The following is a 23,620-nucleotide window of genomic DNA, read 5'->3' as shown; positions in this document are numbered from 1 at the left end:
TAGGGCCGATTTTTCGGCCTCTTGTTACTATTGAGCCCCTACAGAGGGGCGATGCATCTCTAATCTCTTATTGATAGCCCCTTGTCTACGTGTCTTCGGGGGATAGATGTAGAGCAACGATGTCGTTCATTGGGTCGTCGTGAAACGGGTAGATTTCTCGTACGCGTGGATCATGGCCGGGGACTATGTGATCCGCGGAGCAGGCTAGCGAACGCAGCTTTCGATAGCCATCGAGCATTGCCCCAACATCTAAAACAACAGGGAAGGGCGAGTCGTCTTCCATATTTGCGTAATAGTGGCTTGCGTCAGATGCGAGCACGACCCAACCTCGTGCTGTGTGCACTCGCACAGCCTGTAATCCAAGTGTATGGCCACCGACATGAATGAGCTCTACACCTGGGGCTAACTGCACATCACCCTCGTGGAAAACTACACGTTGCTGATACACGCCTCGGACCAGATTGACGACATCTTCGACGTTGAAGGACTGACGCAGTGGTTGATACAGCATGTACCTTCCGGTGGCGAAGCGCATTTCAGACTCTTGCAGGTGGAAGCGAGCATGGGGGAGTAGATCCACGTTCCCTGCATGGTCGTAATGCATGTGGGTGATAATCACCTCATTGATATCGGCTGGCGTTACTCCTAGTGCTTCAAGCGCGCGAATGGGGCAGCGAAGGAGCTTGCGACCACGAGCGTCTGCTGCTGATTGATTGAATCCGGTGTCGACCAGGAAAACGTGTTCATCACTACGGATTAGCCAGACGAAATAGTCCATCGGCATCGGTATGTCATGCGCGTCGTGACTGTCGATGAAGTTGTCTCGACGGAGGCGATTAACGCAGGCATATCGAATCGCGAATACCTCGTAGTCGGGCAGTGCGTTCATGGAGCCTCCAAATTGCGTTCGGGCCGCCGACCAAAGGTCGGCGGCTGAAGATCAGGCATGCTCGGCTTCCCACGCTTTTATCGCCTCGCTGGCAACTCGGAATGCGGCCAGGGCAGCAGGTACCCCGCAGTAAATAGCGGCCTGCATCAGTACCGCACGGATCTCTTCCTTGGTGACGCCATTAGTGAGCGCGCCTTTGACATGCACACCTAGTTCGTGATGCTGGTTCATGGCAGTCAGAGCGGAGAGATTGACGATGCTGCGTGTTTTGAAGGAGAGGGTGTCATCCCCCCAAATAGCACCCCAGCAATACTCCGTGACGAGTTCCTGCATTGGACGATTGAAATCATCAGCCGCAGACCAGGACTTTTCGACATGCGCAGCACCCAGCACGGCCTTACGGTTGGCAAATCCTTTATCAAAGAGCTCTTTGCTCATTTCGAGATCCTATTTTTCAGTTGGCATTAAGTGGGCGGGTAGGTAGTTCGATGCCTGCCCATTGCTCTATCAAGCAGGTGATGCGAGTGAAGTCAGCGTCATCGCCGAAGGCTGCGCGGGTCATGTTGAGCACTTGGCGAACGCTACTGCCTACCGGCATGGGAACGCCCATAGCCTCAGCCTCATCGAGGCAGAGACGGGTATCCTTCAGAGACAGCGCTGTGGTGAATCCGAAATCGAATGTACGAGGTAGTACCGCGCGAGGCAGCTTGTCTGCGGTAGCACTGTTGCGCGCGCTGCCAGCGTTGAATACATCGAGCATGACTTGAGGATCCAGCCCTGCTTTCACACCCATGACCAGCGCTTCACAGGAGACCGCCAATGCCGTAACGGAAACCAGGTTATTCACCAGTTTCATGGTCTGGCCAAGCCCTGGTGCCTCACCACAGAACAGCGGTTTCCCAATGTTCTTCAGAATAGGGAAGAGCTCCTCATAGGTGGCATCAGGGCACGCCACCATCAAGGCGAGCGTGCCTTTCTCGGCCCCCGCTGCTCCGCCGCTGACGGGGCAATCAACGGCCACTACATTTTTCGCTAACAGAGCATTTGCAACTATTTTGGCCGTACGGGGACCTGTGGTCGACAGATCAATGAAGACACGGACTTGCGCTCCCTGGATCACGCCACCCTCGCCAATCGCTACCTTTTGGACAATGTCCGGAGTGGGCAAACTGGCGAAGACTATTTGCGCGTTATCTGCAACTGTCTTGGGATCGGCTGCGCGTGTGGCGCCAAGTGTTTGCAGGCGTTCGACGGCAGCTTCGTTGAGATCGAACACCGTCAGTGCGAAGCCAGCCTGAACCAAGCGACGAGCCATTGGCTCACCCATGGTACCCAGGCCAATGAATCCGAGTGTTGGAATTGCCATCTAAATATGGTCTCCCGCCATGTGCCATTCAGGCATTAATTTTTTGGGGCGCAAGTAAGCGTTGCAGCAGTGAGCGTACCGAATCGATCTCTTCATCCGATACCAAATGGGGTCGATCGGGAAATACGTTCAGTTGAACGTTGCTGGCCCGCATCTCTTTGAATACCGCTGAAGTCTCGACTGTACGTTGCAATGGAACCCATTCATCTTGGTCGCCGTTGCTCATCAAAACAGGAGTGCCTGACAAGTCGGCAGCGGTTGACCACGTCATTCCTTCAGGGCCGATGAGCCCCCCGGTCAACGAGACCAGCCCGCCGTATGCGCTTGCATGTCGATAAACATATTCACACGCCAGGCACGCACCTTGAGAAAACCCCAGGAGGACAATTTTTTCTCGCTTGATCGACATCTTCTCCAGGGTGGTCAGGACGGAAGTAATGCTGTCGAGGGCGAAATCAAGCCAAGGACTATTGTCCGCAACGGGGGCCATAAATCGATTGGGGTACCAGGTTTTGTCGGCCGCTTCCAAGGCGATGTACGGCATGTCATCTAAGCCAATGCGCTCGGCCATAGCGAACATGTCTGAGGGTTGTTGATTGCGACCGTGTATCAATATGGTGGCCACGCCGACTTTCTTGGGCGAAGGCCCGAGGAAGTGCACTGGCATTGATAGATGTGGGTTGTTGGTCATGAGCCACCTCAGAACTTAAGTGGCTCAAGGTATGCGGCGATCTCTTGAGCGCGAGCGCCCAGTTGAGGAGGGATCTGGATTGTTTTGCCGAGGTCTTCGAAGGGTTCGTCCACCAAAAATCCTTCAGGCTTGGAGACCGTCGCTTCGAACAGTGCTCCACCTGGGGTTCGGACATAGACCGAGTCGAAGTAGCCGCGATCTTTGCGCTCTGACACGTCGGTGTAACCCATACCTTCCAGGTGGAGTTTCACGTTACGTTGCACATCAAGGTCGGTTACTTCAAACGCGCAGTGGTGCACGGTACCTTCGCCATAGGCCCACGAACCTTGGGGCAAGTTTGGCTCCAGTTGGAAGTCAATAATCGTGCCCGAACCACCATTGCCTACTTGGTAGCGAACGAAAGCACCATCTCTTGTGAGTAGCCTGCCTGTCCAGCCGTAATGCATAAATTCGGCAGAGTTTTCCATGTCGCGTACCGATACCGTAATACCGTGAGTGCCGCGGATACCGAACTCAGACGGAACGACACCATTGGAGTAGGGCTTACGATTATCGTCGTTGATGCCTACAAGTTCGTACTCGATTCCACACGGGTGGCTGAAGTGCAGCAGGCGCTCGCCAAATCTTTCCAGAAAAACAGGTGTGAATCCGTGACTGCTCAAGTGACGAGCCCAAAACGACAGCGAAGACTCTGGTACCGAGAGCGCCAAAGTCTTAACTTGGCCGCTTCCCCGGCGTGCTTTTCGTCCCGACTGCCGCATTGGAAAGCAGGTGATCAGCGTGCTTTCTTCCCCAATGTCGTTACCGTAGTAAAAGTGGTAAATCGGCTCGGAACCATCATACAGACCTGTTTTTTTGATGCTTTTCAATCCAAGTACTTTGGTATGAAAATCGTAGTCTTCTTGTGCACCACCCACATTGAGGGTGATGTGGTGATGGCGAAGGATATGCGGGTTGAGTTCCATGATGTTCTCCAAAGGCTGTCATTCAACAAGTGCCAATCAAGGGCGGCGGCCGAAAAATGCGTTATCGAGCAGATGCTTAATGCCTTGTGCCTCAATCGGCCGTGGATTCCAGTACGGAGAGGAACAGGCAATTTCCACGGCGCGCGGTAGGTCTTGCTCGCGCAGACCTATTTGTTCGAGCCGAGTAGGTGCGCCGAGGCTGGATGCCAAGTCATAGAGGCCTCCAGCAGCATCACTACTGACGCCTCCCAACGCGCGACAAATACGAGCCATGGCATCGGGGGCGGCGGCTGCGTTGTACGCCGTCGCATGCGGAAGGACGATGCTGTGTGTTTCGGCGTGAGGCAGATTGAAGCTGCCACCCAACGTATGGCAGAGTTTGTGATGGATCGACATTCCCACCGCACCCAAGCAGACACCGCACGCCCAGGCTCCGAACAGCGCGTCGGAACGAGCGTCGAGGTCTCCAGGGTTTTTATGGATCCGGGGGAGGGCGCTCGCCAAGGCAGCAATACCTTGTTCGGCAAGTTGCGTGATGAGGGGGTTGGCATCTTTGGAGTACAACGCTTCCACTGCGTGGGCAATTGCATTGAGCCCACTTGTAATACTGATTTCCGGCGCCAGGGTGATTGTCAGATCAACGTCGTAAAGAACAACCTCCGGCAGCACTTTCAACGTGCGCTGTGTGGTCTTCAGCCCATTCTCTGTTTGGCCAATAATCGGTGTCGCTTCGGAACCGGCATAGGTCGTAGGAATGACTATCTGCGGTAGATCTGTATTGAGTGCAATGGCTTTACCAAGACCGATGGTTGAACCACCGCCCAATGCCACGACGCAATCAGCATTGTTGCTGGCAACGAACTTCAGAGCGTCTTTCGTCACCTCGATCGGCGTATGCATGGTCGCGTTTGCATAAAGACCGACGGCCAGGTCTCCTAACTGCTCACAAAGACGCTCCCCATCGCTCTTTTGCTGCTTGGTCGTTAATACAAGCGCTCGGGACGCACCCAGAGCCCTGATTTCGTCAGCCAGCTGCGTGATCGTGCCCGAGCCGAAAATCACTCGGCTAGGAAGGGCGTTGTAGACAAAAGGTTGCATTGAAGCTCCTGGTCGTTGGGCAGTTTCAGATGAGTTTTGTTATTGCCGAGGCCGGGGGCACCTGCCGAAAGATAGTGCGCAGGCTGGTCTCGCGGCCTCCTCAGTCCAGAAAATCCAATACGGCCTGGCGTGCTTCTGCCGACTCATCAAGTGGAAGATGGCCGATGTTTTCGAATACCTTGACCTTGGCGCCGGCAATATTGTTTTTCCAATGCTCGGCTTGGCCAACTGGAAGCATTCGGTCTAAGCGACCCCAAAGAATCAAGGTCGGAGCGGAGATACGTTTCAAAAGCTCTGGCATATTCGGGTTGTCCAGGCCCGTCTGACCTAAAAGGCGCATGACCGCACTACCTTCTCTGACCCGCATGTTCATAAATTCTTCGTCCGGCCCGTGCGGAAGGAAGGGGAGAAGGACTTGCATATCGTTCACGAGATATGAAGGGAAGTCCTGAGGCGAAACTTTCGACAGATCGGGCAGAGGGTGTTCGGGAACGGCAAGGCCGGCGGGTGCAGCAAGTACAAGTTTGCTCACTCGATGTGGATATCGGGCAGTGAACTCGGCAGCGATACGGCCACCTAACGAGCTACCAACCAGATGGACGCGTTGGAGCTCGAGTGTGTCGAAAACGCTTTCGTAGTGCTCGACGCAATCTGCAATAGAGTCGACCTGGGAGTTGTCTTCGGATAAGCCAAAACCTGGATGGTGAGGCAGGTAGACTTTGAAGCGATCCGTCAGACCAGAGGTGAAACCCAGTCCGTGCCAGGTTCCACCACCATGGAGATAAACAACAGGCGTACCTTCGCCGGCGCTATGGACTGCAACCACGGCGCCATTGATTTGATAATACTGACGATTCCAGCTTGAAAAATCGACACGAGAATCCCCCGTAGGAAGCATGCTCATAAATACCTTCTTTCTATGATTGTGATATTTGGATAATGCGAGATTGCTGTCGGTGGTACTGCCCTGCACCTATCTATGGATAGGAAGGGCGGTTAAGGGCATTGGAGACTTGGTTGAAAGCCACCAGCTTGAAGCGCACTTGAAAGCGCTTGTTGGCGGCCGCGCGATGACTATGCTCGAACTCAATCAGGAGATCGCCAGTTTCAGGCGCGTGTCGTAGGTCTATCGGGTCGTCTATCACGGCAAGCTGGAAGATCATTTTTCTCCATGTCAGTCGATCAGTTTTAACTGGCCCTTCATCAAGACCGAGTGGCCCGGGAAGGAGCAGAAAAAAGTGTAGCTTTCGTCAGGCGATAGCTCGCTAACGTTGAAGATGACATCGGCGCTTTCACCTCCGCCTATTAATCGAGTGTGAGCTATGATTCGGCTGTCCCCAGTCTTCAGGAAACTATTTGCACTACCGGCAGTGATTCCGTCGGTGGCGATACCGTGAACATCACTGGTTTTGCTCAGCACCCAGTTATGCCCCATTGCTGCGGCAGGCATTCGTCCCGTGTGCTGAAGCGTCACGGTGAACTGTTTGCAACTTCGGCTCACGGAAATATGATCTTGCAAGTATGTCATTTGATCGGTGGAAACAATGGTGACTTCACATTTCTGAGCGAATGCTGGTGAAGCCACTGCGAATAGAGCAGCGAGTAAAAGCCGATCTAACTTAATGCATCCTCTACTGATCATGGTTTGGTTGGCTGTTTGGTAAGAAATTTCGTAATCGCACTCAGCTCCGTGTCGGAAATCTCAGTCTTGCGGAAGAAAGGCATGATGGTGACCCCGTTCCGGACGAAGTACTTGATCATCTCGGGATTAAGATCTGTGCGGTGTTCCAACGCATCGGGAAGTGCTCCCTTGTACTTGGCTCTTAAAGCCAGAGTGCCTGGATATAGATCACCGGGGGCGTGGCACGGAGCGCACCATTTTTGATACACCTGCTTTCCAAGATCCGGATTATTATCGGCAGCGAAGCTATTGAAGGCGGCTACCGCCAAAAAGGTCATAATGATTGAGCGCTTCATACTGAGTCGCCTCCTTTGTAGCGATGCTTATCTCGAAGGTGCTTCGGCCAGATGCCATATCGGCCTGGTGACAAGATTCCTTTAGGGTCAATGGCGTCCTTGATCGACTCGTGAAAGCGCAACAGAGCATGATCGCCAAACGAATAGGTATCCATTACATCGGCCTGGAACGTAGGGGCGGTTCGATACTCCCCCCAGCCATGATCGGCAGCCACTCTGATGAGATGCCTGAATGCGTCGCGGCTCCTCTTGTTCTGTGCAGGATCATCGCTGATGAACAGAGGGATGATGAACGTGAAACTTCGCTCCCATGATGGAACAGGTACGATCATCGCGAATATCAGCGGAATGCCGAGTCGACGAGCCTCTGCTCCGATGACTTCATTGATCTTGAGAATCTCCGCGCCATCACGAGGAATAACCGGAGAGAACCAGGCATGCCCATGGCTTGGTGGAGCTGAATTCCAAGTCGAACGCGCGCCGATTGCGAATGTGCGTAGATTGGGGATACCGAATTGGGCGGGGTATTCAACTTTCTCTGCTTGCTCAGGTGAAAGTGGAAGATTGTAGAACTCGCGTTCTTCAAATTTCACCCCAGGTATGGCTTTGCTGAAACGTTCCTGTGCATATTCCCATTGGGCTCGAATGACTTTTTCCGGGCCATAGAACGTCAGTGCGCAGCTCCAAAAAGGGATTCCCTTTTTGCTTGCGTATGCCTCGTACTCTTTTGGTTTAGCTCCGCGCCCAATGAGGGCCATGAATTCTGGGTCTAGTTCCTTAGGGCCATGTGCGAGAAATTCGTGCAGGCCCGCTAGACTCGGCGTACCCATGGCTGGGCTATTAATGTCAGGGTAGCCAGTGAAGATTTTAGAGTTTTCCAGCTCTGTCATCAATTGGACCAGAGGAATCAGATCTTCATACCGCGAGAGGTGGACGCGACCTTTTAGGAACGCTTCAGGCTCTGGCATAAGCCAAAAACCCATCTTCGTTACAATGCCAAAATTTGACTGGCTAAAGATGCCGTCGATTGCTGGGCCGAAGCCGGTCTTATACATTCCCCAGGTTTTAGAGCTTGGCATTGCGCCCATTCCAGTACGCATAATCTCGCCGCTGGCCAGTACCACTTCCATTCCGCAGTGAGCATCGAAATGATTGCGGAATTGGGAGGCGGTATAACCGGCACCGCGATCCATAGCATTCCCCACCATACTTCCCCAGCCTGGGTCTGGTACGTCAATCCACAGCGCGCTTTTCTTCTCTTGCAGATAGCGGTACATGTCGAAGTAGCTGACACCAGGCTCGACGATGCAGTAAGCCTGTTTCTCGTTGACCTCAATGATGCGATTCATACGCTTGAGGTCTAACACCACGCTGCCGCTATAGGTGGGGGCGGAGCCTCCATAGCCAAGGTTCTTGCCGGTAGAAATTGTGTACAACGGAATGCCGTACTTATTAGCGATCCGCGCAATTTCTTGTACCTGTTCAGAAGAGTCCGGAGCTACGGCAGCTGAAGCGACGCGCTCTTCAGGCTCGCCCAGGTAGGGCGAGTAGGCGTCGCGATAGAGTTTCAGATCATCTTCGCTGGTGAAGACCCATTCTTTGCCGACCACGTTCTCGAAAGCGCTTATTGCCTTTTGAAAAGTCGCGGAATCGATGCCAGGAGGCAGCATTGGAACTCTCCTATTTATAGTTATGAATGTCTGACCGGTCGGGGCGGTTTCAGGCGGATCGAGTTGATGGGGCTATTACCCAGGTCACGAGTTGCTCATTGAGGCAGCCCTTGCTCATCACCTGTCGACTGAAGCAACTGCCGCTAAGCAGCGAAGACGAGCAGGAACTTAGAAGAACTCCCAGATCAGTGGGCCAAAAATGTTCGTTCTGGACTGCCAGTGTGGTTTTTTCTATCAGACGTGGTGGAGCTATGATCGAGTGCGCTATTCGTCCCTCACCTACAGCGTTGTGTTCTATGCGCATTAGAACTTTCATGCCACGATCCCAAGCCAGGCGCTCAAGGCAGAAAAGCTGTTCTTGGGTGGTTAAGCCCATGACAAAGGCACTACCTTGCTTCCATATAGGATCAAGATGCTTTAGCCAAACCTTTGTTATATCTCCATTGCTGACGAGGAGAGGTACACCCAGTGTTTTGGCATGCGAGCCAAAAGAGTTACTGGCTGCAAAGCGAGTATCGGAAACGATGGCCGTCAATTTGACTTTCGATTCGAAATCGAGAGCTTTAGCGATACCGTTGAAGCCTATTAGCGGAAGCAGGCTGGAGGCCAGGCCAGCCTTAAGTACACTGCGCCGGTTCATTGGATTCTGTCCAACGCATGGCGGGAATCGAAGAAAGACTCTAGCATTGCGGCGAGCTCCGATGATTTTGTGGTTATCGGGATCCGTCCTGGATCACTTTCATCGGAATATTTACGCAAAGCGTGTTAGGGCAACACCTACCCAAAGATAGTCGCTATGTTTTCTGTGGAGTCTCTGCGTGGTGTTTTCTGTAGTCGCACGGTGGCATTCCAAAATGGCGAATGAAAAATTCTCTAAAGGCTCGCTCGGGTTTGTATCCGACGACCTCCGTTATCCGTGAACGCTCTGGTGACGCTGGAGAACGAGTTCAGCGGCCACTTGCCATCCTGCGTTCAATAAAATATTCGATTGGGGTCTGTCCGGTACGCTTGGTGAAAAGTCACCCGAAGCTGAATCGCGACATTCCGGTTTGTTGGGTAAATCGCTTCAGCACCCATGGTTTCTGGGAGTGACAATGTATCGCTACAGGCGCTTGCTGATGCGTGGGGCATTGATTCCACTGAGCCAACTGTTATTTCAAGCTGGTGCATTGAGAACGTAAGCTCGAACCAGGCTCGGGAAAATCAACTCCGCCAAGTGTGAGGCTGTGGCCGTGTATCACGGCGTGGTCACGCTCTGTTCGGTCGTAATGAAGTTCAAGCAACTATGGCATCCAAGGAAGCTGTCCTCGGGCGCTGCTTTTCAGGGTGATCAAATCAGGAAGAGTGCGTAGGAGATGATTGCCGGTAGCGTCATCCGATGATGACGCCCATCGTCAGTATGCGGTCATTGCGGGGGGGGGCTGATGCTTTTAAACCGCACGGGAGTGGCAGGGAGGGGGAGCCTATCTCTTCTATCTTTGGATAGGTGCTCCTACGGTGGGGCATCTCTAATTTGGACGCTATGGATCCGTGCCTGATCCACTTGTAACAACTTCTTAGGGGAATCCAACTCGGGCACTTTGTGTAGACATGCACCACAACCGGAGAATAAAAATAATGAAGAAAATGACTCTGCCTGCTAGCCTCGCGCTTGAACCACCTCTAACGCTTTCTGCATTATTGGGTGGTGTTCTGTTGGCATCTAGCACCACAGCTATGGCGGTTGAATTCGAGTACGGTGACATCAAGGGCAACTGGGATAATACCATTAAGTACTCGCTTGGATCGCGAATCAGCAATCCAAGTGATACCAATCTCAAAAGCGTCAACGCTGATGATCCTGAACACAACTTTGATCGTGGCTCGTTGATGATGAACCGTTTCGACTGGCTTACAGAGTTGAATGCGCGCTATAAAAATTTCGGTCTGAGTCTCAGTGCCGCGGCTTGGTACGATGACGTATACAACCACCGCAATGACAACGACTCACCAGGTACCTTTAACCCTTCCTCGGTTTCAAATAATGATTTCACAGATCAAACGCGCAAGTGGGCGGGTAATAAAGTTGAGTTGATGAATGCTTTCGTTTCTGGTCAGTTCACGCCTTTTGACGTTCCGGTAAGTGTTCGATTGGGGCAGCACACGCTTCTGTGGGGAGAGAGCTTGTTCTTCACCGACAATGGAATTGCTGCAGCCATGGCTCCTGTCGATGTCTATAAAGCACTTAGCGTCCCTAACACCAAGGCGCAAGAGCTTTTTCTACCGACCAAACAGATATCAGCGAGCGCAATGTTCGATGGCGGTTGGACGATCGAAGGTTTCTATCAATTCCAGTGGGAAAAATCCCGGATACCACCGGCTGGCAGTTTCTTATCCTCTGTGGACATTCTCGATGAGGGCGGGGAGCGTATCATCGCGGGACCTGGCGCATTTTTCTATCGCGGCAGCGACAAAGAGCCAGATGCACCTCAGTTCGGTGTGTCTCTACGGTGGCGTCCAGAATCACTGAATCTTGATCTCGGTCTCTATGCGATTGAATACAACGAAAAAACCCCTCAAGTTGTAATTAGTCCCTCCGGTGGCTTTGATCCCACAAATGGCTCAATCGGTACTTACTCTTTGCGGTATCAAGAGCGGGTCAAGCTCTACGGCATCAGTGCGAACACTACGGTCGGACAGTTGAATATTGGTGGTGAGATTTCCTACCGAAAAGATGCATCGTTACGCGCCAGCGGTGATGTTCTGGATCCCCAAGTTCTGGGGGATACTGTACATGCGCAAATCAATGCTATTTATGTAGGTAACGCGGGTGTTTTTTGGGATGGATACTCTCTCGCAGGTGAACTCGCAGGTCACCACCTGACAAGCATTACAAAAAATAAAGCGGAGTTTGATAGTAGTCTGGATGATACCTCGTATGGCGTTCGAGGCGTGGCTACCCTTAATTACTATCAAGTCTTTCCAGGTTTGGATATCGACGTGCCTCTCGGGCTGGGGTACAACTTTAAAGGCGAGTCTCCCATTTCAGTGGCGTTTAATAACTACGGCTCTGACCACGGTGGTGACGTGAACGTTGGTGTGGTTGGCACCTATCAGCAGGATTGGAAGCTGGGTCTGAATGTGACTCACTTCTTTGGTAGCGAAGATAATAACTACTACCGTGGACGAGATTTTGTCATGGCCTCGCTGACTCACACATTCTAATCGTGTATCTGTAATCAGCGTTTGATTTTAATTCTGCCTTTTCTGAAAGATTGTCAGCGGCGTTAAAATGTTTTTTAGATGTCCGTCCTTAATGGCCGGCGAGTGAGCTTTATAACTGATCTTCGGAGAGCTGTATGTCAAAAGAAATCATTAACTTCATGCGCAATACTACCCCGCCGTATTCTCCGGGCTGGGGGGGGCCAGAATTTACATCTTGGCAGGATGAGCAGCTGTCTTGGAAGAGCACATGCTATATCGGAGATTGGTCATTTCTATGGGATGTTGAGTTCGAAGGCCCAGAGGCATTGAGGCTGTTTCGCGATATTAGCGTTAACAGCTTTGAAAACTTTTCCATAGGCCAAGCTAAGCATGTGGTTCAGTGTGATAGTAACGGTAAGGTAGTGGGCGAAGGCGTTTTGATGCGTTTGGGCGAAAATAGATTTTCTTCCCAAGCTGGCAGTGCCTTTTGGTCTGCCTTTCAGTTGACAAAGCGTGGTTATGACGCAACGTGGAAAGAGTGCCAGACGTTTCAACTGCAGGTTTCTGGGCCAACAGCTCTTGCGGTCTGCCAAGAGGTTACCGGTGACGATCTATTGGACATTAAGTTCATGCACTTTCGTGAAGTTACCATTTCCGGGTGCACCGTCAAGGCCCTTCGTCAAGGTATGGCAGGCGAAATCGGCTTCGAGTTTCATGGTGATCTGAAGGATAAGGACGCGGTATATAATGCCATTATCGCGGCAGGTCAGCGTTTTGGTATACGTCGTCTTGGCCGGCGAACGGCAATGATCAACCACTTGGAAGCTGCGTTCCCAACCACGTTTTGGCATTTCCTACCATCATCCTTCGGACCAGAGAGCGAAGGTCAACTTGAATTTATTTACGAGCACTTCGATCTTAAAGGCATCGTTCCGGTATTGCAGGGTAGTTTCCAGGGAGAGTCAATCGACGACTATCTGCTTAGCCCATATGAACTTGGCTGGGGACGTAACGTTAAGTTTGACCACGATTTCACTGGGCGGGCCGCATTGGAGGAAGAGGCGAAAAATCCTCGTAAAGCGCGAGTAACGTTGGAGTTTAATAACGATGACGTTATCGCTCTCTATGCTTCTCTTTTTGGCGAGAAAACACCGTACGACTTTCTCGATATTCCACACCCGCACCGGTGGATGACCTGGGCTGATGCAGTTCTGAAAGATGGGAAGACGGTAGGGTTTTCATCCTCTCCAGGCTACAGCCTTTACTTCAGAAAAGTTCTAACCTTGGCTTTTATCGATGCTTCGCTGAGTGAGCCTGGAACCGAAGTTGAGGTGTTGTGGGGTAACCCAGGTACCGAACAGACTCGGATTCGTGCGACCGTGGCTCCCGCGCCATATAAACAAGATAAACGGCGAGACGTATTGAGCTAACGCTCAGAGTCTGTTTGATGGCGCAAAATTTATTGCGCCATTTTTCTTTCGAGGTATTAGTTGGGGCTGCTATGAGAAATAAATGGTTTCCGATTACTTTGATTTATTTATATGGCTTAGTTGGAACATCTGCCTTAGGCATGATGGGCCCTTTAAGCACTGATATCAGTCGCACATTTGGGGTCACAGCTTCTGCGGTCGGAATGGCAATAGCTGGTCAGCTGATTCCATTAGCTTTCGCAGGGCTGCTGATGGGATGGTTGATAGATCGTATAGGGCCAAGACCGCTCTTACTTATTGGTCTTCTCGCCATGGGAGCGTCCAGTTTTGCGAATTCATGGTTGGAAACATTCGATGCACTGCGTATTACACTGCTGATCGAAGGTGTAGCTTTAGTCTCGCTGCTCACTTCTGGGCAGGGCCTGTTGATGATGTTTACTACGGGTAAGCAGCAAGTGCAATCGCTCACGCTCTGGTCAACAGTGATGCCAGTGGGGTATTCCATCGGCCTGTTGCTGGTTTCACCGTATGCCGGTGGTGACACATGGCGTGAAGCTTTTCTATGTCATGCCATTATTGCGGGATGTTTGTGTTTTGTCTTCCTCGGCATTCCGGGCTTGAGAATCGTTTCCAAGGGGAACGGTTTGACTGAAGTGCTTTGCAATAAGAGGGTACTGCGCTTCGGCTTTAGCTTGAGTCTTTCCGCATTGGCAGGCATCGGTAGCAGCGCAGTAGGTGCGATCTATCTCAGCAAAATTCATGGGATGGAAATGGGACTCGCTGCTCAGTCGATGGCTGTGGCAAGTCTGTGTGGGATCTTGGGTAGTATTATCATTGGTGGACTACTGGCAAAGGGCTGGAGTGCTGCTTTGCTTGCCATGCTTATTCTTGCCAGCGCGACTATAGGCAGCTTCATATTTTATTGGCCAAGCGGAGTGCTTCCCTTCGTTGTTGGTGGAGCCATGCTTCTTCAATTGTGCGTAGGTGGATTTATCGCTTTTGTATTTTCCTTGCTTCCAAGAGTGCTGTCGGAACCTGGTCAATCTGGAGCTGCTGCTGGCCTGGTCGGACAGATCACTGGCATAGGTGCAGCGCTTTCCGCTCCGTTGTACTTCACGACTTTACAAATGGGGCACTGGTATTACTTCGTCGTGATTACCGTTCTCGCTTGGGGGGCCAGTTATCTCCTTCTACCCATGCGCAGTAGAAGCGTCAGTGCGACTGCACGCTTCGAGTAAACGAGAAGCTAGATTTGGTCACTGGCTCTAATTCATTGGTAATGACGCTGCTGGCACATCCAGCTCTTTGATGTGAGGTAATCACGTGCTCCTAGTCAAGGGGTCGTGCTGGTCATGGAGTCGATATGTGGAACGCTTTTGATAATTTTTCGGTGAATAACAAACTGCTTTGGGGGTTTGGAGTTACGGTGTTATTGGCGCTCGGTGTCGCCGGTGCCGGCTTTTATGGAATATTTGCACTCTTCGAGCGAGGTGATTTGATGACCGGCGTCTCGGAGAGTCAAATCCTTCTTCTCAAGGCCGAGGTTGCGCAACAGAATTATCGTATCGATGGTGCTTTAGATGCGGCACAGAGTGCGAAGGAATCACTCGAAGCCGTCAAGTCAAAACTTGACGCGCTAATCGAAAAGTACCCTGATAGCGATCAGCGGCCAGTCCTCGATGAAATGCGGCGCGCGGCTGTCGAATATCGAACGCTTTTCGAAGAAATCAGAAAGAAACAGGAGAGCGAGGCTGCTACTCCGGCAGAAGTTGAAGCATTGGGGCGGCAAGCTAAAAATCTCATAGAAAAGGGCGACTCCGCCTATTGGGCGCAAGGTCAAAGCATGATCGTTGTTAGCCAGCGTGTGCTAATGATGTTAGGACTTAGTAGTTTCTTACTCATCATTGTCGCGACATTCTCCACAGTTCTATTGCGTTATCAGATCGTGAACCCATTGCACCGCTCGGTTAGCGCACTACGCGCCATTGCAAATGGTGATTTGCGAGCGGAGTTTGACCACCAGCGTAAAGATGAACTAGGGGAACTTCTCGGCTCCATGCAGGCAATGACCCTCGGACTACGTGGAATGGTAGAGCGCGTTGTTAAAGTGGTTGAGCAATTGGGTAAGGTCGCGTCAGACTTCCAAGACGTTAGCAGCAATGCGGGTCATGCGGCACAGCGGCAAACTGAAGAGTCCGAGAAAAGTGCTTCGGCTATGATCGAGATGGCTGCCAGTGTCCGTGATGTCGCGGGGCACACTCAACGTGCCTCTGAAGCGGTACGGCAAGCAGAGCACCAGGCTCGTTCGGGGGCCAAACTTGTGGCCGACGCCGTTGAAAGTATTGATAGCCTCGCAGAAGGGGTGACAGCAACTCGGGCTAGCATGGTTGACCTCACACTGGAAAGTGATCGTATTGGCGGTATTCTTGATGTTATTAGATCCGTAGCAGAGCAGACAAACTTATTAGCTTTGAATGCTGCCATTGAGGCCGCCAGGGCGGGCGAGCAGGGAAGGGGGTTCGCAGTGGTGGCGGACGAGGTGCGCGCATTGGCTAAACGCAGCCAAGGCGCCACCATGGAGATTGCTTTAACGATCGAGTCGCTGCAGGCGCTCACGCGACAGGCGCTATCCCATAGTGAGAACTGTCTTGGCCAAGCTCGTCAGGCTGTCGATCAGGCAGGACTCGCTGATACAGCGCTTCGTGCCATTACCGAATCTGCCTCATTGATAGGTGAAATGAGTGAACAGATTGCTACGACTGCCGTCCAGCAAAGCAATGTTGCGGAGCAGGTTAGTCGAAGTGTGCTGCGCGTTCGTGATGAGGCGCAGGTGGGGGCGTTGAGCGCGCGTGAAAGCGGTCATTACAGTAAGGTACTGAAGAACCTTAGCGTTGAATTGAGTCAGTGGGTCCGGCGGTTTCAGATCTGATCACATCATGCAAAAAGGGGCACCGAGTGGTGCCCAAACCCCGACGGTAATCGGTAAGAACAAGAGTTACTGAATGTGTATCTTGGACACGTCAGCACCCACTCTGCAGGCATCAGCTGTTCCTTTTGCCAATTTGAAGTCATAGCGAATCGAAGAGAGCCCAGAAAGTGGATCCATCTCGTCCCGGCTCGGCGTGACAATGAGCTTTGAAGTGGTAACGCCGAACACGGTGTCAGACTGGAGATACGGGTCCCCCTCGAGATACAAGGCCGTCACAAGTTCTTTATAGCCTGGTGCGCTAATAAGGAAGTGGATATGTGCCGGTCGATATCCGTGTCGTTCCTGGACTGTGAGCATGCGCCTCACTGGACCGTCTTCGGGTAGTGGATAACTCTTCGGTAACACGCTGCGTGCTCGATACCAGCCATCCGAGTCACTGGTGAAGCTGCCCCTCATATCCATTACCTCCTGGCCGTGAAGCTGGATGTCGTACCGGCCCTCTGAGTCAGTCTGCCAAATCTGTATGTTTGCGTCGGCTATCGGAGTGTCGTCGGTATCGGTTATCTGTCCATAGTAGGAGACTGCGACACCTTCATTGCCGGGTTTGGCAATGGATTCCCCATGGCCGAGCGACGGAGCGTTCTCCCGAAAGAAGGGGCCAAGCACGCTGCTTTCTGTCGCTTGGGAAAGACCATCTTGGTCGTGCAGCAAATTTACAAGGCTTGAAAGGCCGAGGGTGTCCGAAAGCAAGATGAATTCTTGTCGGTTGGCGTTACACATTTGACCGGTTTCTGTGAGAAATGAAATACCTGCTATCCATTCTTCCGGTGTCAGTTGAACCTCGTTAGCGAATGCGTGAAGGTGGCGTACGGCGCTTTCCATGATTTCTCGCAAACGTAGCGAGGGCGTGCCAGCCATCTGTTTTATAACGTCGTTGGTGAGGCCAGTAATCTTATCGCTCATAAAGGATCCTAGATTGACACTTTTCTATGCGATGTCGTGGTGAAAATTCATCTTTCCATTTTTATTTTGGAATCACTGACGCGTTTCTGCTCCTACCTAAAGATAGCTAAGCGTTTCATGACGGCCCTCTATCTTTCGATAGGTGTGCGTACGCGGCGGCGGAAATAGGTTTAGTCATCGGTCTGTCCGTAAGAAAGCGTTAAGCGGCCTAAATGCTTCTTGGCCGATATCACAGGAGCAATATCGCGCCTGCGGATTTAGCGGCTTGGAATGGAAAGGTCGGTCAAGTCTAAAGCGTCGCATGCATTGCGGCTGCCATTTTCGCGACGGTGCCGGAACCAGCCTCTGTAATAACAACAAGAGAACCATACGCATGAACAAGAATAAGATGGCTTTGCTGCTGCTATTTCCGCTTTGTATGGCCAGCGGTGCTTATGCTGCTGTCAGCCCCGAGCAAGCTAAGCAACTGGGTACCACGTTGACACCCGTTGGCGCAGAGATGGCAGGAAATGCTGACGGTACCATCCCTAAGTGGACCGGTGGATACCAGCAAAAGCCAGCTGGACACCAGCCAGGGTCGTTCTCCCCGCTTCCATTTCCAGATGAAAAGTTAAAATTTCAGATCACTGCTGCTAATGCCGATCAGTACAAGCCGAAGCTTTCCGACAGCGTGTACTACATGCTTAAGAATTATCCTGGCTATCAAGTAGATGTTTACGACACACACCGTACGGCGTCTGCTCCTCAGTGGTTCTACGACTACGCGGCGAAAAACGCTGTTAGCGCGAGCTCGGCTAAAGATGGATTGGCCATCGAGAACGCGTACGGCGGCACTCCATTCCCGATCCCAAAGACGGGTAGTGAAGTGCTATGGAACCACTTTCTTTCCTGGAAGGGGACCGCGGTAGATACCGTCTACCGGCTCTACATGGCCGATGGCAGTGGCCGTCGCTCTTTGACATCCGTAATCGACATCAACGAGTTCTACCGTTACTCATTGCCTGGTGGTGAGAAAGATTTTGATGGTTGGTGGTGGTGGCATCGTGCAAAAACTACTGCCCCAGGACGTAGCGCTGGTGAAGCTTTGATTGGCCTGTTTCCAAGCGACTACGAAGCCCACCAGCCAGGTTCTTGGCAGTACATGCCAGGCCAACGACGCGTTCGTAAACTTCCGAACGTGCAGTTTGACACGCCAAACTTCTATATTTCAGGTCTCGCGCAGTTTGATGAGTCATACGGCTTTTTCGGGTCACCTGAGCAGTACAATTGGAAGCTGGTAACCAAGCGTGAAATGTACATTCCATACAACACCAACGCATTGCTCGCTTCCGATCCGGAGAAAACGTTGGGCGCTAACTTTGTGGATCCGTCTGTCGTTCGCTGGGAACTGCATCGGGTATGGGAAGTGGAAGGCATTCTTAAGGACGGAAAGCGCAATGCTGCACCTAAGCGCAAGGTCTATATGGATGAGGACAGCTGGAACATCGTAGCCTCTGACCTTTACGATGCTCAGGGTAAGCTGTGGCGCGGTGGCATTGGTTACACTGCGGTAAGTTACGATCTGCCGGGTGTAGTGACTCTTCCATACCAAAGCCTGGACTTCCAGCAACGCGCCTACACGGTTGCTGGTTACGTCAAAAACTATACCCCTGTCGAGCCTCGTCCACGTTCTTATTTCACCGCTGAAGCATTAACTCAGGACGCTCTTCGTTAAGAAGAAGGTTTGAGTTGGAGGGCAGCGGCGCTCCGCGTCGCTGCTTTGCAGTTACTTTCTCATCGGTGAATTGTATGGTTGAGAAAAAAGCAGGACGAATCGCGACAGCATTCTTGCTGAGTGGTTTGGGATATTTCGCACACGCAGATGTGCTCTCGTTGCCCGAAGTGTTGAAGCAGCCAAGTGTTGTAGTCAATCATCCGGAAAATGGATACCTGCTCAGCGTAGCAAGAGCGGGCGATCGTCTTGTCGCTGTGGGTGAAAATGGGCGAGTGATTCTTTCCGACGACATCGGTAAGACCTGGCGCCAAGCTGAAGTCCCTGTAAACGTTCTTCTTACCCAAGTTCGGTTTGCTACTACCAAGGAAGGTTGGGTTATCGGTCACCTCGGCGTGGTTTTGCACACTGCAGACGGCGGCGAGAATTGGGAGGTTCAGCTCGATGGCATGAGGGTTGCCCAGTTGTTTCTGGAGCAGGCCCAGCGCGAAGTCTCACTAAAAGGCGATCAAGATGAGCGTGCTTTAAAATTCCTTCATCAAGCTGAGTTGCTGGTACAGGACGGCCCAGACAAACCCTTTCTTACTATGCAGGTGGAGGATACCCAGCGGATCACCATTTTTGGTGCTTTTGGCATTGCATTACGTAGCCTCGATGGAGGTAAAACTTGGTTGCCATTACAAACCGAGGATTTCAACTCGGGTTCGCTCCATTACTACAGCAGCACGTCGCTAAGAGGGCAAGATCTGGTGGTAGGTGAGCAAGGCCTGCTGCTTCGCCGCCTCGGTAACGGGGCTTATCAAGCTATCGATCAGCCATATTCCGGTACCCTATTTGGGGTCGTTATGGGTGATAGCGCCTCGGTGGCGTTTGGTCTGCGGGGGAGTGCCATTCGATCCTTTGATCGGGGCGAAAGCTGGCAGCAGTTTGAAACAGGGACTTCCGCATCTATTCAGGGCGGCTTGGTTCTGAAAGATGGGCGCATTCTTCTCCTGGCTGAAAATGGTCAGGTTGTCATGGGAAATCAGCGCTCCGATGATTTTCGTGCCCTAAATAAACAGCTTGCGCCAGCTGCCGAAGCAATCCAAGTAAACGACGATCAATTGTTGTTAGTTGGCCCGAGTGGGGTGCAGACCCTAAGTCTGTCTGCAGGGGAGTCCGCACAATGAAAGTTGAAATTCAAAACTCAAATGAGCCTTTTGACCCCGCAGCAGGGACTTTTCTGGAGCGGGTACTATTTAGTCGCCGCGGTTTGATAGTGCTTCTGTGCCTATTGGTAACATTATTTCTCGCTTTCCAGACGCGACATCTGGAACTCAACGCAAGTTTCAAGGCAGTGATCCCAAATGATCACCCGTACATTCAAAACTATCTTTCCCATGAGGATGATCTCAAAGGGTTGGGCAATAGTCTGAGAGTCATCGTTGCCACCGACAATGGAAGTGTTCTCGACCCGAAATATCTGGACACTCTGCAGAAGGTCAATGATGAGCTGATTCTTCTGCCGGGCGTAGAGCGCTCGTATGTCCAATCTCTTTGGACGCGTGGCGTTCGTTGGATGGCCGTAACGGAAGAGGGGATTGACGGCGGCCCCGTCATGCCTGACTCCTTCGATGGATCTAAGTCCAGCATGGAAGAACTACGGACTAATATCATGCGATCCGCAATTGTCGGGCGGCTTGTTGCCTCAGATTTCCGTTCTAGCACGATTGTTGTTCCGCTGTTGGACTACGATGCTCAGGCCGAACAAGCACTCAATTACGGAGTGCTTTCCCAGCGTCTTGAGGCTATCCGTGCCAAGTACCAGAAAGACGGAATAAGTATCCACATCGTCGGATTTGCCAAGGTCATGGGTGACCTGATAGATGGCCTGCTGCAAATCCTTATTTTCTTCGGTATCGCGGTGGCCATCGCTACGGCAATGGTGTTTTGGTTTACCCGTTGCCTGCGTAGTACTGCGATTGTCGTAGCCTGCTCATTGATCGCCGTGGTATGGCAGCTTGGACTGCTGCCAATGATTGGTTTTCGGCTGGACCCCTATTCGATATTGGTGCCTTTCCTCATCTTCGCCATCGGTATGAGCCACGGTGCGCAGAAGATGAATGGAGTGATGCAGGATATCGGTCGTGGCATGCACCGCGTGGATGCAGCCCGTAATACGTTTCGCCGTTTGTTTATGGCGGGGTTTACCGCCCTCGTTTGTGATGCTGTCGGTTTCGCGGTCCTGATGTTGGTGAACATTGAGGCAATTCGCCAACTGGCGATCACGGCGAGTATCGGCGTAGCGATTCTAATTTTTACCAATCTGATTTTGCTGCCAATTCTTCTGACTTACACCGGCGTGAATAAACGGGCGGCTACCCGAGCGTTGGCCCAGGAGCAAGCTGCATCGGGGGCGCCCAGCGGATTCTGGCGTTTCCTTGACCTTTTCACCCAACGTCGTTGGGCGGCGTATGCGATAGCTGTCGCAATTGCACTGGCTGTTGGTGGAGCAGCCATTTCCACTCACCTTCAAATTGGTGATCTGGATGCGGGGGCACCAGAGCTACGTGCCGACTCTACTTACAATCGTGACAATGACTATCTGACCAGGAATTACGCGACAAGTAGCGACCTGTTGGCGGTCATGATTACTACGCCCACTGACAAGTGCGCTGATTACGGGACCTTGGTGAAAATGCGTGCGCTGCAGCAGCGGTTGGAGCAGCAGCCAGGTGTGGTGCTCAGCAACTCTTTCGCCGACCTGGCGAAGCAGTTGGGTTCCGCCTTCAACGAGGGCAGCTTTAAATGGGCAGAAATCGTACCTAATCAGCGTGTGCTCAACTCCATTGTTACGCAGGCCCCTAGGGGCTTATTCAACGAAGACTGCAATTTGCTCTCTTTGTATGTTTATTTGGCGGATCACCGAGCTGCCACATTGCAGGGTGTCGTTTCAGAGATCGAACGTTTTGCACAGGAGCACAACACCGACGATGTGAGGTTTCTCTTGGCTGCTGGAACTGCCGGCATTGAAGCCGCAACCAATCAGGTGGTCAAGCACAACAACTACCTGATGTTGTTTGGTGTGTATACGGCAGTGGTTCTACTCAGTTTGCTCGCATTCCGCTCATGGCGTGCGGTACTTGTTGCCGTACTACCTCTACTGTTGACCAGTATTTTGGCTGAAGCACTGATGGTGGTCCTAGGTATCGGGCTCAAGGTTGCGACATTGCCAGTAACGGCTTTGGGTGTGGGTATCGGTATCGACTATGCACTTTATATTCTCAGCGTCACATTAGCTTGTCAGCGCGCCGGAGCTACGCTTTCCGAGGCGTATGCCAGATCGCTGCTGTTTGTTGGGCGGGTGGTCATGCTGACTGGCCTGACCTTGGCTGCGGGTGTAGCTACCTGGATGTTTTCACCGATCAAGTTCCAAGCAGATATGGGCTTGCTGCTAGCGTTCATGTTCTTGGTCAATATGTTTGGGGCCCTGATTCTGCTCCCCAGTTTGGCGGCGTTCCTCCTGCCAGGCGCGAAAAATAAAGATGAGGTTTTTCAGCCAGCGCGCAAACAGGAGGCTGACAAGCCAAGTCGTCACTTACTGAAGGAGCAAGTATGAGCAACATAACGTTCGACTTCTCCGGCAAGGTGGTGCTGGTGATTGGTGGCACCTCAGGTATTGGGCTGGCAACCGTGGAGCTTTTTGCAGGAGCTGGGGCTCGAGTAATGATGGCAGGCATCGATGAAGAGCAGGGTAACCAAGTTTTATCGGAACTCATTGGCGATATCGCATTCCTGGTAGTTGATGTTCGAGATGAGACCGCAATCGAAATGCTCATTCGAGCGACGGTTGAGCGCTGGGGCCGAATCGACATTGCGATTAACAACGCCGGAATCGAGGGGCCTTTTGGCCCCGTTGAAACACTTTCTGCGCAAGATTGCCAGCGTATTATGGACATCAATCTGAAGGGGGTCTGGCATGGCATGAAGTACCAGATTCTGCATATGCATACACAGGGAGGGGGCATCATTGTCAATACAGGCTCCAGTGCGGGCCTTCGCGCTATCTCCAACGTTGCGATGTACAGCGCGAGCAAACATGCCATCGCAGGGTTAACCAAAGCAGCAGCAGTCGAGCAGGGAAGATGCGGCATCCGCATTAACGCGGTTGCCCCTGGTCCGGTGCGCACTGGTCTGTTGGACAGGATGGTGGGTGGGCATATCGCACTTGATGATATTGCCAACATGGTGCCAATGGGGAGGATTGCTCATTCATCGGAGGTTGCTACTGCGATCGCGTGGCTGGCTTCAGATGGTGCTTCCTTCGTCACTGGCCATGTTCTCGCAGTGGATGGCGGTCTTACGGTCGCCTAGCCATATCCGGCGCCAATGAAAAGCAAACCTCGACAAGTAAACGGTGCTCCGATCCGGCCGCCAGATCGGTTGGATCTTGAGTGGTTGGTGTTTCCCTTGGCGTTTGTCCAAGGACGGACGTTCTGGATCCGCTGTTATCCTCATGGATAAAGCCTACTTCTCATCAGTATCCAGCCTTGTTCAGGAGAGAGTCTTGGTAGCTCGCCTTTCGAAAGATAGGTTCAAACCTGCCTCAGAAAGGATCAAATAAAGACTGAGATTCTTCTCTGGTGGAGCGGTGAGATGAAAATAACAAAAAAGATCGTCGTAGTGTTCTTTGTCACTTTTTTCGTTCTTGGATCGGTAGGTATTTTGCTAACCCGAAAAGAACCTGTCTCTAGAGGTGCGGAGTGCCT

General features: G+C 52.0%; 21 protein-coding genes and 1 pseudogene. 9 read left to right on the top strand and 13 right to left on the bottom strand.

What is annotated here, in order from left to right; all coding sequences use genetic code 11:
• Positions 1–85: 85 nt before the first annotated feature.
• The 12 genes from BLP82_RS24765 to BLP82_RS30880 all read right to left on the bottom strand — a co-directional run bounded on the left by BLP82_RS24765 (position 86) and on the right by BLP82_RS30880 (position 9,296).
• Positions 86–889, bottom strand: coding sequence for an N-acyl homoserine lactonase family protein (locus BLP82_RS24765; RefSeq protein WP_092174297.1), 804 nt, complete (start codon positions 887–889; stop codon positions 86–88).
• A 51-nt stretch (positions 890–940) separates the two neighbouring features.
• A complete protein-coding gene (locus BLP82_RS24760) occupies positions 941–1,327 on the bottom strand; it encodes a carboxymuconolactone decarboxylase family protein (protein WP_092174293.1) in 387 nt (128 codons plus the stop codon).
• A gap of 16 nt (positions 1,328–1,343) precedes the next feature.
• Positions 1,344–2,255, bottom strand: coding sequence for an NAD(P)-dependent oxidoreductase (locus BLP82_RS24755; RefSeq protein ID WP_092174288.1), 912 nt, complete (start codon positions 2,253–2,255; stop codon positions 1,344–1,346).
• A gap of 28 nt (positions 2,256–2,283) precedes the next feature.
• Complete coding sequence (locus BLP82_RS24750) at positions 2,284–2,946, bottom strand: alpha/beta hydrolase (protein WP_092174283.1); 663 nt, start codon at positions 2,944–2,946, stop codon at positions 2,284–2,286.
• 8 nt (positions 2,947–2,954) lie between these two features.
• Positions 2,955–3,911, bottom strand: coding sequence for a VOC family protein (locus tag BLP82_RS24745; RefSeq protein WP_092174279.1), 957 nt, complete (start codon positions 3,909–3,911; stop codon positions 2,955–2,957).
• A gap of 36 nt (positions 3,912–3,947) precedes the next feature.
• On the bottom strand, positions 3,948–5,009 hold the full coding sequence (locus BLP82_RS24740; protein ID WP_092174276.1) for a maleylacetate reductase: 1,062 nt from the start codon (positions 5,007–5,009) through the stop codon (positions 3,948–3,950).
• 100 nt (positions 5,010–5,109) lie between these two features.
• Positions 5,110–5,913, bottom strand: a complete 804-nt coding sequence (locus BLP82_RS24735; RefSeq protein WP_092174273.1) for an alpha/beta fold hydrolase — start codon at positions 5,911–5,913, stop codon at positions 5,110–5,112.
• A gap of 73 nt (positions 5,914–5,986) precedes the next feature.
• On the bottom strand, positions 5,987–6,172 hold the full coding sequence (locus BLP82_RS24730) for a hypothetical protein (RefSeq protein ID WP_092174270.1): 186 nt from the start codon (positions 6,170–6,172) through the stop codon (positions 5,987–5,989).
• A gap of 11 nt (positions 6,173–6,183) precedes the next feature.
• Positions 6,184–6,651 (bottom strand): azurin, encoded by a 468-nt coding sequence (gene azu / locus BLP82_RS24725; protein ID WP_092174267.1) that lies wholly within the window; start codon positions 6,649–6,651, stop codon positions 6,184–6,186.
• Positions 6,648–6,986: a c-type cytochrome gene (locus BLP82_RS24720; RefSeq protein ID WP_092174264.1), complete on the bottom strand. Its 339-nt coding sequence runs from the start codon at positions 6,984–6,986 to the stop codon at positions 6,648–6,650. Before BLP82_RS24720 ends, azu begins: the two co-directional genes overlap by 4 nt.
• Positions 6,983–8,656, bottom strand: coding sequence for an FAD-binding oxidoreductase (locus BLP82_RS24715; protein ID WP_092174261.1), 1,674 nt, complete (start codon positions 8,654–8,656; stop codon positions 6,983–6,985). Before BLP82_RS24715 ends, BLP82_RS24720 begins: the two co-directional genes overlap by 4 nt.
• A 49-nt stretch (positions 8,657–8,705) precedes the next feature.
• Positions 8,706–9,296 carry a hypothetical protein gene (locus BLP82_RS30880; protein WP_139197935.1) on the bottom strand — a complete coding sequence of 197 codons (591 nt, stop codon included), beginning with the start codon at positions 9,294–9,296 and terminating at the stop codon, positions 8,706–8,708.
• Positions 9,297–10,273: 977 nt separating this feature from the next.
• Here BLP82_RS30880 and BLP82_RS24710 point away from each other — a divergent pair.
• The 5 genes and pseudogenes from BLP82_RS24710 to BLP82_RS31750 all read left to right on the top strand — a co-directional run bounded on the left by BLP82_RS24710 (position 10,274) and on the right by BLP82_RS31750 (position 16,198).
• Positions 10,274–11,860 carry a DUF1302 domain-containing protein gene (locus BLP82_RS24710; protein WP_170842376.1) on the top strand — a complete coding sequence of 529 codons (1,587 nt, stop codon included), beginning with the start codon at positions 10,274–10,276 and terminating at the stop codon, positions 11,858–11,860.
• A 134-nt stretch (positions 11,861–11,994) separates the two neighbouring features.
• Positions 11,995–13,269 (top strand): glycine cleavage T C-terminal barrel domain-containing protein, encoded by a 1,275-nt coding sequence (locus BLP82_RS24705; protein ID WP_092174254.1) that lies wholly within the window; start codon positions 11,995–11,997, stop codon positions 13,267–13,269.
• Positions 13,270–13,286: 17 nt separating this feature from the next.
• Positions 13,287–14,507, top strand: coding sequence for an MFS transporter (locus tag BLP82_RS24700; RefSeq protein WP_092174251.1), 1,221 nt, complete (start codon positions 13,287–13,289; stop codon positions 14,505–14,507).
• 125 nt (positions 14,508–14,632) lie between these two features.
• A pseudogene (locus tag BLP82_RS32175) lies at positions 14,633–15,340 on the top strand (HAMP domain-containing protein); the annotation flags it as partial.
• Positions 15,326–16,198 carry a methyl-accepting chemotaxis protein gene (locus BLP82_RS31750; protein WP_371914150.1) on the top strand — a complete coding sequence of 291 codons (873 nt, stop codon included), beginning with the start codon at positions 15,326–15,328 and terminating at the stop codon, positions 16,196–16,198. The pseudogene BLP82_RS32175 and the gene BLP82_RS31750, both read left to right, overlap by 15 nt.
• Before the next feature lie 66 nt (positions 16,199–16,264).
• Here the strand turns inward: BLP82_RS31750 and BLP82_RS24690 are convergent, their stop codons facing one another.
• A complete protein-coding gene (locus tag BLP82_RS24690; protein ID WP_092174245.1) occupies positions 16,265–17,161 on the bottom strand; it encodes a dioxygenase family protein in 897 nt (298 codons plus the stop codon).
• 373 nt (positions 17,162–17,534) lie between these two features.
• Between BLP82_RS24690 and BLP82_RS24685 the strand changes: the two genes are divergently transcribed.
• The 4 genes from BLP82_RS24685 to BLP82_RS24670 all read left to right on the top strand — a co-directional run bounded on the left by BLP82_RS24685 (position 17,535) and on the right by BLP82_RS24670 (position 23,225).
• Positions 17,535–18,875, top strand: coding sequence for a DUF1329 domain-containing protein (locus BLP82_RS24685; RefSeq protein WP_170842375.1), 1,341 nt, complete (start codon positions 17,535–17,537; stop codon positions 18,873–18,875).
• A 74-nt stretch (positions 18,876–18,949) separates the two neighbouring features.
• Positions 18,950–20,041, top strand: coding sequence for a WD40/YVTN/BNR-like repeat-containing protein (locus BLP82_RS24680; protein ID WP_092174239.1), 1,092 nt, complete (start codon positions 18,950–18,952; stop codon positions 20,039–20,041).
• On the top strand, positions 20,038–22,470 hold the full coding sequence (locus BLP82_RS24675) for an efflux RND transporter permease subunit (protein WP_092174236.1): 2,433 nt from the start codon (positions 20,038–20,040) through the stop codon (positions 22,468–22,470). Before BLP82_RS24680 ends, BLP82_RS24675 begins: the two co-directional genes overlap by 4 nt.
• Entirely contained in the window at positions 22,467–23,225 is a 759-nt protein-coding gene (locus tag BLP82_RS24670) for an SDR family NAD(P)-dependent oxidoreductase (protein WP_092174233.1), read from the top strand. Before BLP82_RS24675 ends, BLP82_RS24670 begins: the two co-directional genes overlap by 4 nt.
• Positions 23,226–23,620: the final 395 nt, after the last annotated feature.

Source organism: Pseudomonas sp. NFACC37-1 (assembly GCF_900101575.1).
In the GTDB taxonomy this organism is placed as follows: domain Bacteria; phylum Pseudomonadota; class Gammaproteobacteria; order Pseudomonadales; family Pseudomonadaceae; genus Aquipseudomonas; species Aquipseudomonas fluorescens_AA.
Note: the sequence above shows the minus strand (reverse complement) of the source record. Positions and strands in the feature narration are given on the sequence as shown.